The organism is Lunatimonas sp. (assembly GCF_020832325.1).
Classification (GTDB): Bacteria; Bacteroidota; Bacteroidia; order Cytophagales; family Cyclobacteriaceae; genus Lunatimonas.
In genome coordinates, this window is the sequence record NZ_JAFIEU010000011.1 from 58,551 (window position 1) to 74,152 (window position 15,602).

General features: G+C 50.1%; 13 protein-coding genes. 4 read left to right on the forward strand and 9 right to left on the reverse strand.

All coding sequences use genetic code 11. The annotated features are described in order from the left end of the window. Positions 1-6: 6 nt before the first annotated feature. From JJU34_RS03490 to JJU34_RS03515, 6 genes are all read right to left on the reverse strand, one after another. Positions 7-1,167 (reverse strand): sialidase family protein, encoded by a 1,161-nt coding sequence (locus tag JJU34_RS03490; protein WP_228690939.1) that lies wholly within the window; start codon positions 1,165-1,167, stop codon positions 7-9. 129 nt (positions 1,168-1,296) lie between these two features. Beyond that, positions 1,297-2,895 carry an L-fucose/L-arabinose isomerase family protein gene (locus tag JJU34_RS03495; RefSeq protein ID WP_228690940.1) on the reverse strand — a complete coding sequence of 533 codons (1,599 nt, stop codon included), beginning with the start codon at positions 2,893-2,895 and terminating at the stop codon, positions 1,297-1,299. Between the two features lie 106 nt (positions 2,896-3,001). After that, complete coding sequence (locus JJU34_RS03500; protein WP_228690941.1) at positions 3,002-4,222, reverse strand: VCBS repeat-containing protein; 1,221 nt, start codon at positions 4,220-4,222, stop codon at positions 3,002-3,004. 209 nt (positions 4,223-4,431) lie between these two features. Then, the gene (locus tag JJU34_RS03505; RefSeq protein ID WP_228690942.1) at positions 4,432-4,953 is read right to left on the reverse strand and encodes a heme-binding domain-containing protein; all 522 of its coding nucleotides are present in this window, start codon (positions 4,951-4,953) and stop codon (positions 4,432-4,434) included. Continuing rightward, complete coding sequence (locus JJU34_RS03510; RefSeq protein WP_228690943.1) at positions 4,929-5,315, reverse strand: heme-binding domain-containing protein; 387 nt, start codon at positions 5,313-5,315, stop codon at positions 4,929-4,931. Before JJU34_RS03510 ends, JJU34_RS03505 begins: the two co-directional genes overlap by 25 nt. A 217-nt stretch (positions 5,316-5,532) precedes the next feature. Next, positions 5,533-7,308, reverse strand: coding sequence for a hypothetical protein (locus tag JJU34_RS03515; RefSeq protein ID WP_228690944.1), 1,776 nt, complete (start codon positions 7,306-7,308; stop codon positions 5,533-5,535). Positions 7,309-7,538: 230 nt separating this feature from the next. Here JJU34_RS03515 and JJU34_RS03520 point away from each other — a divergent pair, with 230 nt between their 5' ends. From JJU34_RS03520 to JJU34_RS03535, 4 genes are all read left to right on the forward strand, one after another. After that, entirely contained in the window at positions 7,539-8,906 is a 1,368-nt protein-coding gene (locus tag JJU34_RS03520; protein WP_228690945.1) for a Gfo/Idh/MocA family oxidoreductase, read from the forward strand. Positions 8,907-8,984: 78 nt separating this feature from the next. Further along, a complete protein-coding gene (locus tag JJU34_RS03525; RefSeq protein WP_228690946.1) occupies positions 8,985-10,079 on the forward strand; it encodes a hypothetical protein in 1,095 nt (364 codons plus the stop codon). A 254-nt stretch (positions 10,080-10,333) separates the two neighbouring features. Next, a complete protein-coding gene (locus JJU34_RS03530) occupies positions 10,334-10,504 on the forward strand; it encodes a hypothetical protein (RefSeq protein WP_228690947.1) in 171 nt (56 codons plus the stop codon). Between the two features lie 218 nt (positions 10,505-10,722). Then, positions 10,723-11,487 carry a hypothetical protein gene (locus JJU34_RS03535; RefSeq protein WP_228690948.1) on the forward strand — a complete coding sequence of 255 codons (765 nt, stop codon included), beginning with the start codon at positions 10,723-10,725 and terminating at the stop codon, positions 11,485-11,487. A 62-nt stretch (positions 11,488-11,549) separates the two neighbouring features. Here the strand turns inward: JJU34_RS03535 and JJU34_RS03540 are convergent, their stop codons facing one another. The 3 genes from JJU34_RS03540 to JJU34_RS03550 form a co-directional block, all read right to left on the reverse strand. Next, positions 11,550-13,628, reverse strand: a complete 2,079-nt coding sequence (locus tag JJU34_RS03540; RefSeq protein WP_228690949.1) for a glycoside hydrolase family 3 N-terminal domain-containing protein — start codon at positions 13,626-13,628, stop codon at positions 11,550-11,552. A 143-nt stretch (positions 13,629-13,771) separates the two neighbouring features. Further along, on the reverse strand, positions 13,772-14,878 hold the full coding sequence (locus JJU34_RS03545; RefSeq protein WP_228690950.1) for a helix-turn-helix domain-containing protein: 1,107 nt from the start codon (positions 14,876-14,878) through the stop codon (positions 13,772-13,774). 56 nt (positions 14,879-14,934) lie between these two features. Next, positions 14,935-15,588 (reverse strand): hypothetical protein, encoded by a 654-nt coding sequence (locus JJU34_RS03550; protein ID WP_228690951.1) that lies wholly within the window; start codon positions 15,586-15,588, stop codon positions 14,935-14,937. Between the last annotated feature and the right edge of the window lie 14 nt (positions 15,589-15,602).

Here is a 15,602-nt window from a genome sequence, read left to right on the forward strand (position 1 = left end):
GGACAACTAAAGCTTTGTGGGGTCTATGACCACGTACTTGACTCCCTCCCTATTGTAGGTGTAGGTGATATGGACCAACCCATCCGATGATTGGATGATGGCGGGGTAGGCGTATCCCGCCCGTATAGGCTCGTTTTCCAGGGTCATGACGGGTTGCCATTCTTCCCCGTCAGACGACAAGGCCAGGTTTAGAATATTCCGTGCTTTTGGCTCCTCACCTTCTCTTGTACTGTGGTTATAAATGAGCAAATGACGCCCATCCGCCAAAGTGACGGCATCCGTTCCGGAGCTCGGGTTTGGCAGGGAAGTCGCGGCCATCTCGGACCAAGTACGTCCCTGATCTTTGGAATAACTGGTGGAGATCACCCCCTGCCGCGTGCGGCACAAGATTTGAAGGGTGCCGTCCCGGTGCGTCAGAATACTGGCTTGAATGGCGTCGAATACCTCCCCGTCATTGATCGGTCCAATGACTTCCCAAGTAGCCCCATTGTCTCTGCTGACCTCAAAATGGGTCATCCATTTCACATCCTCTCCATCCACCAGCTCTACGCTGGAAGGGTTGATAATCGTACCGTCTTCCAGTTGAATTGGCTTGTTTTTGATGGGGCCCAGCAGGTGCCCGATTTTGGGATCTTCGCCCAACTTGGTCGGGCTGGACCACGTCTTCCCGTCGTCCTCCGAAGTCATCAGCATTCCCCACCAATCCATGGGACTAGGACCTACTTTGTAAAACAACATCAGTGGACCCTCTTTGGGCAAAAATAGCACGGGATTCCAGCAGGGATACCGAAGCGTATCGTTTTCTATGCCGTTCGCCACTTCTTCCGGCCAAGTCCACGCACCGTCCTCCAGCCTGGAAACACGTATACCTACGTCGGGGTGTTTTTCGTGCGTACCGGCAAAAAAGGCTGTCACCATTCCAGATGGCGTTTCTACGATGGTAGAGGCATGTACCTGCGGTGTAGGCTTATTATCAAGCCTGTAAATCAATTCTCCACTAAGGTAGCCCGATTCACCCGGGGTTACGAGGGGGGGAAGGTAAAAATTGCCCGTAATGTCATTGGCAGCAGGCGATTCCAAACGTTCATCGCCAGCCTGCTGACCTGAACCGCAGGAAAACTGCAGCGAAACCGCTGCCAGCATCCAGCCTATGGTTAAATTCTTCATATACATATAGTCTTCGATTTAGGTCAAGGTCTCTTCTTTAACAAAGCGAAACGGCAATGAACACGTGGTTCCTAATCAATCCAGCGGATGATGGGAAGGCACTTACCCATATACAGTGTACCCGTGGAGCTAGATGCCGCAAAGGGATACCCGGATTCCGAGCTCTTGAAGTGCGGCGGCCTTCACCTGACAAGCTTCCAATGCTTTCTCTTTGGTGTCAGCATAAACCACATGGATGTGATTGGCTTTGTGTTGTGCCATCATTTGATTTTGGGAAACTCCTTCCAAACGGCCATGCATGATAGGCCATTGCGGCGTAGTCATGTTCCAACGGCGCTGTGTTTCTTCTTCCGGTAATGCCACCACCTCGCCAACTCCCAAGTCAGCATGAAGTGCATCGTCCATTACGTACACCCGGCTCCAAACAATATGTCCGGGACGGCTTATGCCCTTGAGGCTTCCACCACCCAGTCTGAAATACATGGCTGGCTGCCGCTCGCTTGAAGCCCCTTGGTAACCACCTACAAAATGGGAAGGCGGCGCAGCGCCGGATATTAAAAACACCCAGATAAAGTCATCTACGCCATCTCCCGAAAAATACTCCCCCCAGCGGAGATCGTGCAGGGTATTGTCTCCCACCATTCCCAATTCATCCCAAAGCTTGTAGGTTATCAGGCTGTCAAGTCCCGCACACTCGTCTACCTCGTTGAAATGGGGCAAGGCTTTGCCCGGGAAAAGCTCTCTTCCTGTAGGATCAAACGCCGGTGGCCGATGCGTATTATTCAACAATCCCTCGGTCAGATCACTGGCCGGCACTAGGTCCTTAAGGCCCTGTTGGTATTGGATGCCAATGGTGTCGCAGCCAAATTCATCGGCTAGCCGGAGGGCAGCGATATACATCTTGCACTGCTCCAGGGTTTGTTCCTTGGTAAATTCGGCATCTCCCTGTCCCCATTGAAACGTCATACCCTCCCGCAGTAACCAAGCCAACACCTGTTCAGCTTCCTCATCCTTCACCTCCCGCATGGCTGCAAACAACGTGGACTGGCTTAACCGCTCTTTAAATATCCCGGTAGGGTGTAACAAATGATCTGGAATGATGGCATTGAACATGCCCATACAGCCCTCGTCGAAAACACCCATGATCGCCTTGTTCTGCCTAAACCGCCGGGCAAACTCTGCCCCTTTCTTCGCTATTTCCGGAGAAATGGAAGCTGCATCAAATGCCCGGACATGGCTCACATCGTGTGTGATCTCACCCGTTTCGAGCCATTGCGACAGCTTTTCCATGAAGAAGGCATCGTCAAAGTCCTTGCTCCAAAGCGTAGAATATTTGACGCCAGCCTTGGTCAGCGAGCCGTTCAAATTGAGCATGCCTACTAAACCCGGCCATTGCCCGCTCCAGTTGGCCAAGGTAAGTATGGGTCCCTGATGGGTCGTCAAGCCCGGCAGGACATGATGTGAATATTGCCATACGCTTTCGGCCACGATCAACGGTTTGGTAGGGTCTAGCTTTTTGAAAACCTCGATGCCCATTCGCTGAGAATCGATGAAACCGTGACCCTTGTCTTCGTCAAAGGCATGACCTCTAACCACGGAAAAGCCCATGGATGTCAGTACCTTTCCCAATCTGCTTTCCATGTCCGCCTGTGCTTGCCAACAGGTACGATTGGCCGCTAGTCTCAAATCCCCGCTCGCTACCAGGTATATCTCTTTTGTTATGCTCATTGGTTGGTTAATTTCCTTTTGTATGCCGATTCGTTTAGGTAGTAATACGCTTCAAACTGTAAAAAGTACCCCCCGGAGGAACAAGGATTTTTTGTCTGATCTGGCCTTAACGAAGTGGGTTTTCGTACCAGATGATACCCAGACCCTGCTTGCTGCCATCGCCTCCAGTTTCCTCACAGGTCAGTACATCCAAGTCTCCATCGCCGTCCATATCCAACAAGACCACAAAATCGTACTTGATGCCTTCCGTTCCACTAATATCCACAAAGGCTGGCTGATCGCTCAGAAATGCGGTAACCGCCAGTACACCGGACCGATCCCGAGCCCCTTCAAAGGAAGCCACAAAATCGCTGACTCCGTCCTCATTGATATCTGCGACCGCCACTGATTTGCCCCTGCTTCCACTGAAGGTGGGATAGGACATAAACTCCCGGTGCCAGGTTCCATCCTCCCGGTAAAAAAACTCCCAACCGTTGGTCAGGTCCGGAACAATGATTCCTGGAATTCCATCTTTAACCCATTCGTCCACAGCCGCAAATCCCAAAAACATGGGCTCACCATCCCGCAAGCCTATGTAGTGGTTTTCCCATTCTGTGGTGTGATCTCCAGGATTCCCTGGATTTTTGAGCCAACGAAGGCCCCTCATTGCCCCGTATCGATCAGTGATCAGTAGATCCCAGGTCCCGTCACCGTCCATATCTAGGGTTTCGATAGACATGATCCAGCCCGCATCACTGATGGGATGGTACTTCCATTGCGCCATGTCTCGTGGATTTTCTGGAGCTTCTAACCAACCAATGCGGCCGTTTGGGTCCTTCGACCCTACGATCAGGTCAAGCCCAAAGTTGCCGTCCACATCGATGGCGCGACCAAACATCCATCGGGTCATCCCCACAGTGACGGGAATATCCTGACTAATCCATTGGTCGCTTTGGTAATAGGCATCCCAGTCTGCTGGAGCCCAGTGTATCGTGATCCGTTGATGGGCTCCTTCCGATAGGGTAACCAGATCCATAAAGCCGTCGCCATCCAAATCAACCGCAAATGCATCTTCCACATCCGGGGAAGGGACTTCTACATAAGTCCAATCGGCTCCTGATCGACCAGGGTTGATGTATAACCTGCTTACACCTCCTTCCTCCCAGCCAGAGACCAGATCGGGGAATCCATCTCCGTTGACATCCGCCAACTTAGCCCCGTCGGCTCCCAGCGAAGTGTCGTCGATAACATGCATTTTCCAAGGTTGGCCGTCTGAAAAAGCCTTCGATTGGGCAAAAATACCACCATAAGGTAGCACTAGCAGCAGGAAAAAAAGGGGGATCATCATGGGTTTATCTCTTTAGACTCGTTTCAAAGTTAAGCCAATAGATTGACAATAGCCACCATCCAACTTCTTACATACACTCACGACCCGTAATCCCCCTAAGCCGGGACTCTGATACACCGGCTTGGAATACAAAAAAAAAGCAGAGAACGACATTTGTTGCCGTGCCTCTGCTGCTGTTTGTACGTAATTTGGACGTGGGGGCTTCGTTATTACTCCGCGTCCTCCTCCCACTCCTCTTCGTCTTCCTCAACAATAATGTCCATGGCTTCTTCAGCCCAATCGATAATCGCTATGCGCTGCTCATCGCTGAGCTTCGCAGAGGGGTGCATCCAAGTATAAATACCCATGGGCATGGTACCTTCTTGCACCTCTATCACCACGTCATCGAGTAAAGCGAGCTTATCAAGCATCTCCAGACTTTCCCAATCGGAAAAATTGAGTGCTTCACGCCCCTCCCGCACATCTTTAGCCACTAGCCAAGAGGACGGAGCAACATAGGAATACCAAGGGTACTCCGTCTCATTGCTATGACAACTGTAACAGGATCTACGGATAAGTTTGCCGACGCTCTCGCTAATCAGGTCACTCTTTAGCAAATCCTGTGGATTCTCAGCCTTCACTGGAGGCAACTCATTTGGGATCAACTGAATGACTACAAATACCAGCAAGATCCCGCTGATGATAATGGTGCCAATCTTCATGGACGCTATTTCTTCTTTCCGGAGCTCCAAGTGGTAAGGGTTGCCACATCCGCATCGCTAAGCTTACCTTCGGGGCGGTTTTCCAAGTATTTCTTGGGCGGCATGTCCCCATTTACCACAACTTCGTTGATTTTCTTCATGACAGCCATTTGCTTGGACTTCTTGGATGCCTCGAAGGCATCCCAATCCAACTTGGCTTTGCCTTTGTCGTTTTTAGATTCGGCGTTATGGCAGCCATAACATTTTTGGTCCACTACTGCCTTTACATTGGCAGGCATATCCGGCATGAGAGCCATGGGTGCCGTTTCGACACCGACGGTGGTCTTGGGAGTGCCCTGAAAGAAAAGAAGGCCCAACATGGCCAAAGCTGGTACTAGGAATACTTTCTTCATTAGGTGTGTTTTTTGGTTATTACTCGGAATTTCCACATTTTTTTCGGTTTGCGCAATGGAAGCGGGTAGAAAAAATTGCTTTTTAAACAGATGATCCATGCAGTATAACCGACCGCGATCTGACCCAACCCTAGATATTGGAAAATACTGCACAAAAATACCCGTAATCATGCCTACTTTTAGCCTAGGACCCTTTGCCCGCCTTCCATTTCATCCTTTAGGAAAAAACCAATCGGTGCCGAAAGGGTGTATGCCCCGTGAGATATACATGGGTTCCCCGGGTCCGCAACGTACCGAAATGCACGCTGTATTGCTCCCCCTCCAGCCGATGTATACGCCCGTGTTCCCTGATACCTGGCCCAAAGGTAATCCGATCCCCTGCACACTGATACTCGGCTTCGCCACTGGGCAAGAAAAAATTCTCTCCCGAACCGTCAGCCGGCTCCAGTCCCACAAAATAGCCACTTTCATCAAAATTCATCTCCAAGGTAACCGGCACTCCCTCTAGGCCGGTTACCTCAAACTCCAAGGTCACCTTCCCATCATCCTCGGTCATCGTCACGGTACTCTCCAGCGTTTTCACATTGCTCACTGGGCGATCCGCAAACGCCATCTTGCTCCAAAATCTTCCGTCCACACTGGGGCTGAGCTCATAGTCGCCCGCTGCATTTTTCAGGTTGTCGGGGAGGGGTTGGTAATAAGGAGCCTCTAGCTTTTGATAGAGCAGGTATTTGTTGCCCTCGTGGCGGAGTCCCTCGCTCCTGAAGTATCCCATACTGAAAAACGCCGGCGACATGCGTAGGTATTTGAGAATAGCTCTCCCCTTACGATAACTGAAAAAATTGGGGCTCACTGACCGGCCCGAAGCAATGATCAAGGGCCAATCTACCCCACCAAATAGGGTTACTGCGGTATTCCCCCTTCTGATCCGGACCAGGGAGCTACTGGCAAACACACGCTCAAAATCAGTGGGCACTGACTCTGCAGGAGGAAGTGGTTTTCGAAGCTGCGGGTTTTCCATAAAATAGAAGAGCGCCTCCCCGATGATGATCCGATCGAAGCCCGGAAACCCCTCAATCTGTCGGGCGATGGTAGCAAAGCGGCCATTTCCCTCCTCAAGAGAGAGAAATCGGTAATGCAGGTATTGCACCACGATGCTCCTATTGGCGTACTGATCTTGGCGCCTAGAGTCAAAGGTCACCAAGTCGCCATTTGGCTCCATATAGTAATAGATCATCTCCAGACTTTTTCGGGGGGAATCGAAAAGTCCCGGTCTGCCAAGCAACCGACCCATTGTTAGAAAGGCATTGTTTTCCACATCGGAATAATTCATGCTTCGCTCCGGATAGTGACCATCCTCGTCGATAAATATTCCCTCGCTCAGCCATTCATCTATCCGTCGCACATAGACCGGATTTGGATACAATTGATTCAGCCGGGCCAAGGCATGACATACCACCCAGCGGTGATTGGGGGTGTGCACTCCACCTGTCACCAAGGCCTCACCCACTTTCAGCACAAAGGCTTTGACCGATGCCAGGATTGAATCAAGCGCATCATCCCCCAAGGCCATTAAGATAAAAATCCCCGCACAAAGTGGCTCCATGATAAAAGCCGTATCCGGTGGCGATTCCAAATTACCGGCATTGATCGTCCCGTCGGGCTGCTGACTGCGCTTTAATTGTACAATGGTGGTCTCCAGCAGGCCCAAAAGCCTTCGATCCTGGTGATACTGGGAATCTTGGCACGCATACGAACTGGCAATCATCGCAAAATTATACCCTCCACTCCTGCCCCCGTGCCGATTGGCCTCCTCCCCTTGGTCCATCAGAGCGGTTACATGTCGGTCATTGGCGGCTACCATCTCCTTCCAATAGGGCACCCCGGCTTCCTGATGGCTGCTTCCCGAGTGCCGGGCATGCAGCCGATAAGGGGTAAATACAAGCGCAGCTCCCACAGCCAGGGAGGTTCGGAGAAATTGGTGTCGGTTCATAGGCTTCAGGCTGGTTCAATGAAAAATTCAGTGTCCCCAAAAATAACGAAATAACCCAAAGCACCTCATAGAAGCTACCCGAATTTACGCGCCTTTTATCCGCCAGCAAGCCTCGTAAAAGGTGCAAAATGCAATCTTATCCCATTTCCAGTAAGGACTGCGTGTATTTTTTCCTATATTGACTACCTGTTTAACCCAATTTCTCCAGACAAAACCAATTCGCAAAATCGATGAGTAACACTCCCATTAACCGAAGAAATTTCATCAAAGGCAGCAGTGCTTTGCTTGCTTTAACAACCCTTGGTGCCCAGGCAATGGACTTTAGCCCCCGAAAAAACCCCTACCGGGTAGCCCTGATCGGGACAGGATGGTATGGTAAAAGTGACCTTTTTCGACTTATTCAAGTAGCCCCCGTAGAGGTCGTGGCCGTTGCTGATCCGGATAAAAATATGCGTGACCAAGCGGCAGACCTGATTGCCACCCGCCAAGCCTCCGGCAAAAAGCCTCAAACCTACAACGATCACCAACAGCTACTTCGCGAACACAAACCGGAAATCGTACTCGTAGGAAGCCCTGATCACTGGCACGCCCTACACGCGATTGATGCCATCAAAGCAGGTGCCCACGTTTACCTGCAAAAACCCATTTCGGTGGATGTGATCGAAGGAGAAGCTATCCTGGCTGCCGCACGCAAATATCGACGGGTAGTCCAGATAGGCACCCAACGCCGAAGTACTCCACACCTGGTAGAGGCCAAGAAAAACATCATTGATACTGGCATGCTTGGAAAAATATCCCATGCCGAAATGTGTTGCTACTACCACATGCGGGCAAACGGTAATCCGGAAATCGAGTCCGTACCAGACTTCTTTGATTACGATCGCTGGGTAGGTCCAGCCCCCAAACTTCCCTATCGGGGTCTGCCCCACCGGCGTTGGTGGCGCACCATGATGGAGTATTCCAACGGTATACCGGGAGATATGTGCGTGCACATGTTTGACGCAGTGCGCTGGATGCTTGACCTGGGCTGGCCAAAACAGGTCTACGCTACCGGCGGCATCTACGTACAAAAAGGGGGAATATCCACCACCCCAGACACACAGACGGCCACCTTCTCCTACGACGAACTGGATTGCGTTTGGAACCACCGCTCGTGGGGCACACCTCAAGATCCCGAATACCCATGGGCCTACAAGATCTACGGCGAAAAGGGTACATTTAAAGCGTCGGTAATGAAGTATGAGTTTATCCCGCAGGGGCAAGGGGAAACTATCACCGGAACGGCCCTCTACGAGCGCGAAGAATACCCTGAAGACCTAACCGAAGACGGCATGGAACTGCATGCGGCACCGGCCACCCGCAGGCAGATGATCAACTTCCTGGAGGCGATCGAAAAAGGAGGCCTGCCAGTAGCAGATGTGGAGCAAGGCCATATTTCCACCGCAAGCTGCATTCTAGCCAACCTGTCCATGGAACTGGGCAGGCCACTGGTCTATGATCCCAAGGCCATGGTAGTAGTGGGCGATGAGGAGGCCACCAAGCGTCTTCGCCGACCTTACAGAGCACCCTACCAGCACCCAGACCCTAAGACCGTGTAAAAATTCCTCTCCGGCCTGTGCCGTACCTAGCAAAGGCCGGAGTATTTTCCATTCATGAACCCAAAACCCATTTCAACCATGATACGATCCCTGCTGGGACTAGTGCTGCTCTATTTCTTCGTCCTATCTCCAACCGAGGCACAGCAAACCCGCCACACCACCGTAGAGATACGGGGCGAAAAATTCTTTATCAACGGCAAGCCCACCTACGAAAAACGAAAATGGAAAAAACACCAAATCGAAGGCTTGCTGATGAACTCCCGCATGGTTCAGGGTATATTTGACGACATGAACACCCGCACGGTCAGCCGCTGGAAATACCCAGATACCGGACACTGGGATGCGAACCGCAACACGGATGAGTTTATCCAGCACATGGAAACCTGGAGAAATCATGGACTGCTCTCCTTCACCATCAACCTGCAGGGAGGAAGCCCGGAGGGATACTCCCGGGAGCAACCTTGGCACAATTCGGCCTTTACCCGCCACGGAGAACTGATCCCCGCCTACATGAAACGACTGGAGCGTATCCTTGACCGGGCAGACGAACTGGGTATGGTTCCCATGGTAGGCTTTTTCTATTTTGGGCAGGACGAGCGCCTCGAAGATGAGATTGCGGTCAAACGGGCCGTCCGCAATGCAACCCAGTGGCTACATGCCAAAGGGTACCGAAATGTACTGATCGAAATCAACAACGAATCCAACGTCCGCTACGATCACGAAATCCTGCAGCCCGGCCGGGTTCACGAACTGATCGAGCTGGCACAGTCCATCGAAAAAGACGGATACCGTTTTTATGTAAGCACCAGCTACGGGGGCGGCTTTATCCCGCTGCCCAATGTGGTCCAATCGGCCGACTACCTCCTGCTGCATGGTAACGGTGTTTCCGACCCCAACCGAATCGTCTCCATGGTGAAGGAAACCCGTGCGGTAGAAGGCTACACCCCAAAACCAATCGTGTTTAACGAGGACGACCATTTTGACTTTGACAAGGAGTGGAACAACTTTATTGCGGCCGTATCCGCCTATGCCTCCTGGGGGTATTTTGATTTTCGGATGAAAGACGAGGGGTTCGAAGAGGGGTATCAGAGTGTCCCCGTAGACTGGAGCATCGGATCTGAGCGAAAAAAAGGCTTCTTCGACCTTTTAAAAACCATCACTGGAAGAGAGTAAGGGCCGGTAACCCCAAGGACCCATGCTCCCAAATAGATAGTTAAGAGGAGAATATATCAGCAGTATTCTCCAAGTTAACCGAGAGGATGCTGTTGATGCCGGCAACATGTCCTATTTCGTTTACCATTCCGTGATTCTGGCCAATGCCGGAAATACGTTGGTAACGTTTGACTATAGCGGATTTGGAAAAAGCCAGGATTTTGAGATTCAACGGAAATAAATAAACTTGATTAACTTAATAAAATCTAATAGTCATGCGGAGGAGGAAAGGCAAGATCTACGAAATTTCAAAAGAAGTAAGTAATGACCGCTTCTTTGATGTTCAGATTGTACAGCAGCGACTAGGCAAAAGTATTCAATCTTACACCAAAGGGAAAACGGTGAAACTGTCCCCTGAGCGACTTAAAGATTTTTTCGGTGTGTAGGGTTTGGGATTAACATATAAATAGTTCCCTATAATTTGAGTGACTAACCAATTGATAGTGACGAATGATCCCCAAAAAGTCAGCCAGTGGCTGACTTTTTGGGGATATGCGAAGAACGGTCGACTCACTTCTAACCTAAAACCCCATCTTTGCAAAATTCCTCCAAACACACTATCTTTCAAAGCAAACTGTAACTAAACCATTCGAACCCATTTGCCATGATTTTTTCCGACATTGCACTCGCCAGATCGCTTGTCTTCCTCTTTGTCTGCTCCCTATGGGCCTGCAATACAACCGAGGAAGGGCTACCCTCCTACGCCGAAAATGCCCGCCTCAAGCAAACTGTCCTGTATAACATCAACGACAACTCCAAGCCAGTTGCCATCACCGCACAATACGAGTACGATTCCCAAGGAAGGGTCAGTAAGGTTAGCTCTCCTTTGTACAACGAGGGCAAGATTACCGGAGTAGGCTCTTACGATCTATATGAGTACGATGGGGAAGGCCAACTGGAAAAAATTGAGCATTTCGTAGCAAACCTGCACTCGGGCTTTATTAACCTGCAAACAAAATCCTATACCTACTCAGACCAAGGCCTGAAAATGATGGAGCAAAGGTACCACCCCCAGATCGGATCCATGGAATACACCAAGTATACCTATAACGGAGAAAAACTATCCAAAGCCGAAGACTTTAACAACCGGGATCAGCTGGAAACCTACACCGAATATACCTATCAGGGCGACCTCCTGGAAAAGGAAGAACTTTACAGCGCCGATGGGTCATTGCTTCGGTCTACCCGCTTTGCCTACGAACGTGGACTAAACACCAAGGAAGAGGTTTTCTTGGGAAGCACCAATGAGCGTTTCAGGGAAATAAACCGAGCCTATGACAGCAACCGGAATCTGGTCCAAATGACCTCTAGGGAGCTTTCAATGCTAAGCTCGGCGATGAGCTTTCGCCTTAATTACGAATACTTCTAAAAAGTTGAGCCGATTCACTAACGGAATCGGCTCATTTATTTCTCTATTCCCGCAATCTGGCCTTAGTAGCTCAAGCCCTCCTGGTAGTCAAACAGGGCGTATCCATCGCCCTCCAAGTATCCTGGCACATCTTCCAGGTTATTTTCCACCGCTTCGTCAGAGACGGGCGTGGAGAATGGCATCTTGCCCTGTGGGTTAAACTTTCCGGTAAGTACATCGAGCAAGGCCTCCGGTGTGGTGCCAAAGGTTGCCAAAACTGCCTGTACACTTCCCTTTGCATCATCGTCATATACCTCGTTGATCACCCATGGATTGGTATAATCTACGACCAATATGGTAGGAACTGCCGAGGTAATCTGGTTGATTTGCCCCACGTTGATGGCTGACTTGGAAAGGGACAGCGATATGGGATCGCCGTTGGAGTTGAACAGGGAACTGGAAGGGACGGCCCACACCACTGCCAAGTCCGCCTCTTCGGGTGAGGAGACAAACTCCAGGTCATAATTGGCATCGTTTTCGACCAGTACCTTTCGCTGTGCACCCCGATCGCCCCGTCCGGGCGCCTTAAAGGTTTCAAAATACACCTTGGTTTTGGGCTTTATAGGAAGTGCCCCATCCTCATTGCGCAAGAGGACGATGGATTTCCGAAGTGCCAGTGCAGCCTTTTCCTTAAACTTTTCACTACCCACTACTTGCTCAGAGGTATCCGGATCGGTATAGGGATTTTCGAAGATCCCCAAGTCAAACTTTTCCTTTAGCAGCAGGTATACCGATTGGTCGATATGCTCCATGGCGAGCATGCCATCGTTCACCACCTCAATAAGCACCGAGGGATCGGATACGCCCGAAATGATATTAGAGCCAGCCTCGATGGCCTTCTTGTAGCGCTCCTCCAAGGTAAGCTCCTCTACGCCCCAAACCATGCGCGTGAGTGGCCCGGTATCGGTATTGATGATGCCGGTAAAGCCCAACTCTCCTCGGAGCAATCCGGTAAGCACTCCCTTGTTAAAGGCATACCCGACCTCTTCAAACTCCGTACCTACCGGCATGGAATAATAGGGCATTATAGCAGATGTACCTGCATCGATCGCTGCCCGAAACGGCAACAGGTTATCGTAAAATCGCCCCCCAGGAAAAACTTGCTCCTTGCCCCACTCAAAGTGTGAGTCCTGCCCGCCTTTGCCGGAACCCCCGCCCGGAAAATGCTTCATGGTCAACGCAATCGAGGTATCGCCCAGCTTTTCACCCTGAAAACCCAGTACCACTTCCTTGATGATCTGTGCTACCCATTCAGGGTCCTCGCCAAAGGTGCCGTTTACCCGCGACCAGCGGGGCTCTGTGGCCAAATCCGCCATGTACATGTACCCTTTTCGAATACCCGCAGCATGCCATTCCTGACGCGAAAACTCAGCGAAATCCCGAATCAAAGACAAATCCCGCGTGGCCGAAAGACCAAGTTCCCCTGGCCAAGCCGTAAAGACCGTCGCATCAAGTGCTGTGCCCACGGATGCGTTGGAAGTAATGTGGTTTCGGGGATTGGAGGTGATAATGGCCGGAATACCAAGAGGCTCGCTTTCACACAATTCCTGTAACTTGTTGTTCCATTCGGAAATCACCCTGGCAGACTCATTTGCCCGCAAAATAAAATGCCGGTTGTGAAATTCCCTTACCATCTGTGTGGAACTGGTGACGGTATTCATGCCGCCTATAAAGTTCGGACGATTCGCCTGGGCTGCGGGATCTTCCGCCACTTGTCCCCCTTCGAGGTCACTGGCAACATATTTGCCATCCGATGCCTCAGCCTTTCTGGTACCCAGCATACTGAGTGAGTTGATCATCATAAAGCCGGCCTTCTGCTCCAGGGACATCTTGGACAGCAGGTCTTTGGCCCTTTCTTCGGAACCCAGCCGCCAGTCTTCGTATACATCCAGTGTACCATTTTTATTCAAATCCTTAAACTGTAAACCATCAATCTCCAAAATGACGGCGGAGCGATAGCCCAAAACAGGTTGCTCATAGGAGGGTTTCTCTTGGCAGCTTTGATGAAAGCCTAGTAACAGGGCAGCTGCAATCAGTGCCAACAAGGTTCGCCTTGGGTACGTCATCCGGCTGGATAAAGGTGAGGGAATAATCCATCTCATAGGTTGTATTCGTTTTGGGTGGAATAAAATAACATGGCTACAAAAACCGCCGTAACGGCAGTCTGTTTATGTTTCTAACGCCAAAAATAGGGTTCCAATAGCCCGCAATCGTCCCAACGGATACGTTGGGACCCCTTTATGGATCAACTGGTACGTTTAAATTCGCTGGGCGTAAGTCCTGTTTCCTCTTTAAAAATCCTGTTGAAGGCTGACTTTGAGTTAAAACCGCATTCGAAAGCAATCCCCAAAACCGAAAAATGGCTGTACGACGGGTCCAGGAGTCTTTCCTTGACTTCACGGATCCGGTACTCGTTGATGAGTCGGTGGAAATTTTTGTTTTGACCGGAATTGATCACCTGTGAGAGTTTGTTACGCGGGATATCCAAATCTGCCGCCATCAACTCCAAATTGAATTCTGGATTGAGGTAAGCCTTTTGAGTACATAAATACCGGATAACCTGCTGATTCAGTTCCATGAGTTCCTCGGCTTGAATGTCTGAACGGGCGGCCGTGGATAATGCCTCCCCATTAATTTCGCCGAGCTGTGCAGGATTCGTCTGCCGCTTGATAGGTTGGTAAACGACCGTTTGATTGATCCCGAAAAAAATCACGATAAATACAAAAGCAGTTAAGTTTAGCGGTAGCAAAAAGAACCCACCAAACTCCACATCCCAGGCTATACGAATAAACTGTCTCACAAAATCGACCATAAAAAACATCAGAAAAAAAGTCAATACAAAGACCGTCCAAGTAAGTGAGTTGTTTCGGGTGTAATTGGAAAAGTGCAAGGGGATGCTTTTTCGGTACCGAAAAATTAAGCCAACGCTCAGTAGCCAATAAAGCAATAGCGAAAGGATTAGTAAAAAATAATACACTTTGTTATAGAGATACAGAGGATCTTCTGCCCTGGTCATGATGGGAACCACCGGAATCGTAGAGCGATGCACAGAAACTGCCCATAAAGGCACCAGGTGAAAAAGGTGCTTGTAGGCGGGAACAAAATTTTCGACGGTAAGAGATCGAACATAGAAATACAGCAAAGGCCCCAACAAGAACAGAATAGGAAATATGCCCGGTTTGAAGTATTCCACTACCTGGAAGGGCAGCAAAAAAGATCCAAGGAAGATTGCGATTACAGCGAACCACCCGGCCAAAAACAGAAAACTCACGTGACGGGGCCTTTTGGTTAGAAACAGAACCATCCCGAAAAGTGCCTGAACGACCCCGATAATGATAATTACTTCATACACGTTTTCTTCGGTTTAACGGATGCGACGAGGCCTTCACCTCTGCTTCACCTGATTGATCATCCGGCTTCGACCTCTTCTACGTCCTCCACGAACACATCCCTGGTGATCTGCTCAAATAGGTAGTAAATGGCAAAATAGGTCACTGGCATGGTAATGGCCAATCCTACCAAAAACAACATGGCACCTGCAATATTTACTACCACAGCGACCACACCGAAAAGGAAAAATTTAAACCACTGCACCTGAATCAGCTTACGGCTATACTCCAGCGCCGGCCAAAACTCAAATCCTCCAAACAGCACCATCAGTGAGGAGAACATATAGGCAACCAACAGGTAAATTCCGGGAACTACCAGCGCAAAAAAGCCCAACGCAGTAAGCACCTGCCCCACCAAATTAACCAATACCAACGGTACATAGTACTGAAATCCTTTGAAGAAGTCCGAATTAATGAGTAGGTGCCCTTGGGTGATCTTATTTGCAGCGAGGAAATAGCCCGCAGTAAGCGGCCCAGCCAGAAACACGCCAAACAACAAGGCATAATCTGGGATGTACAACACAAACAGCAATTGTACGGAGATAATGAAAAATGAAAAGCCGGCACAATAAGCCGGGTATTTCCTAAACATCGCCCAAGCATGCTCGAAGGCCTCCCGAATATCGAAATCGTAGCCTCTTTCAATCAATTGATCTAATTTCTGATGATTCATTTGTTCGAAAACTG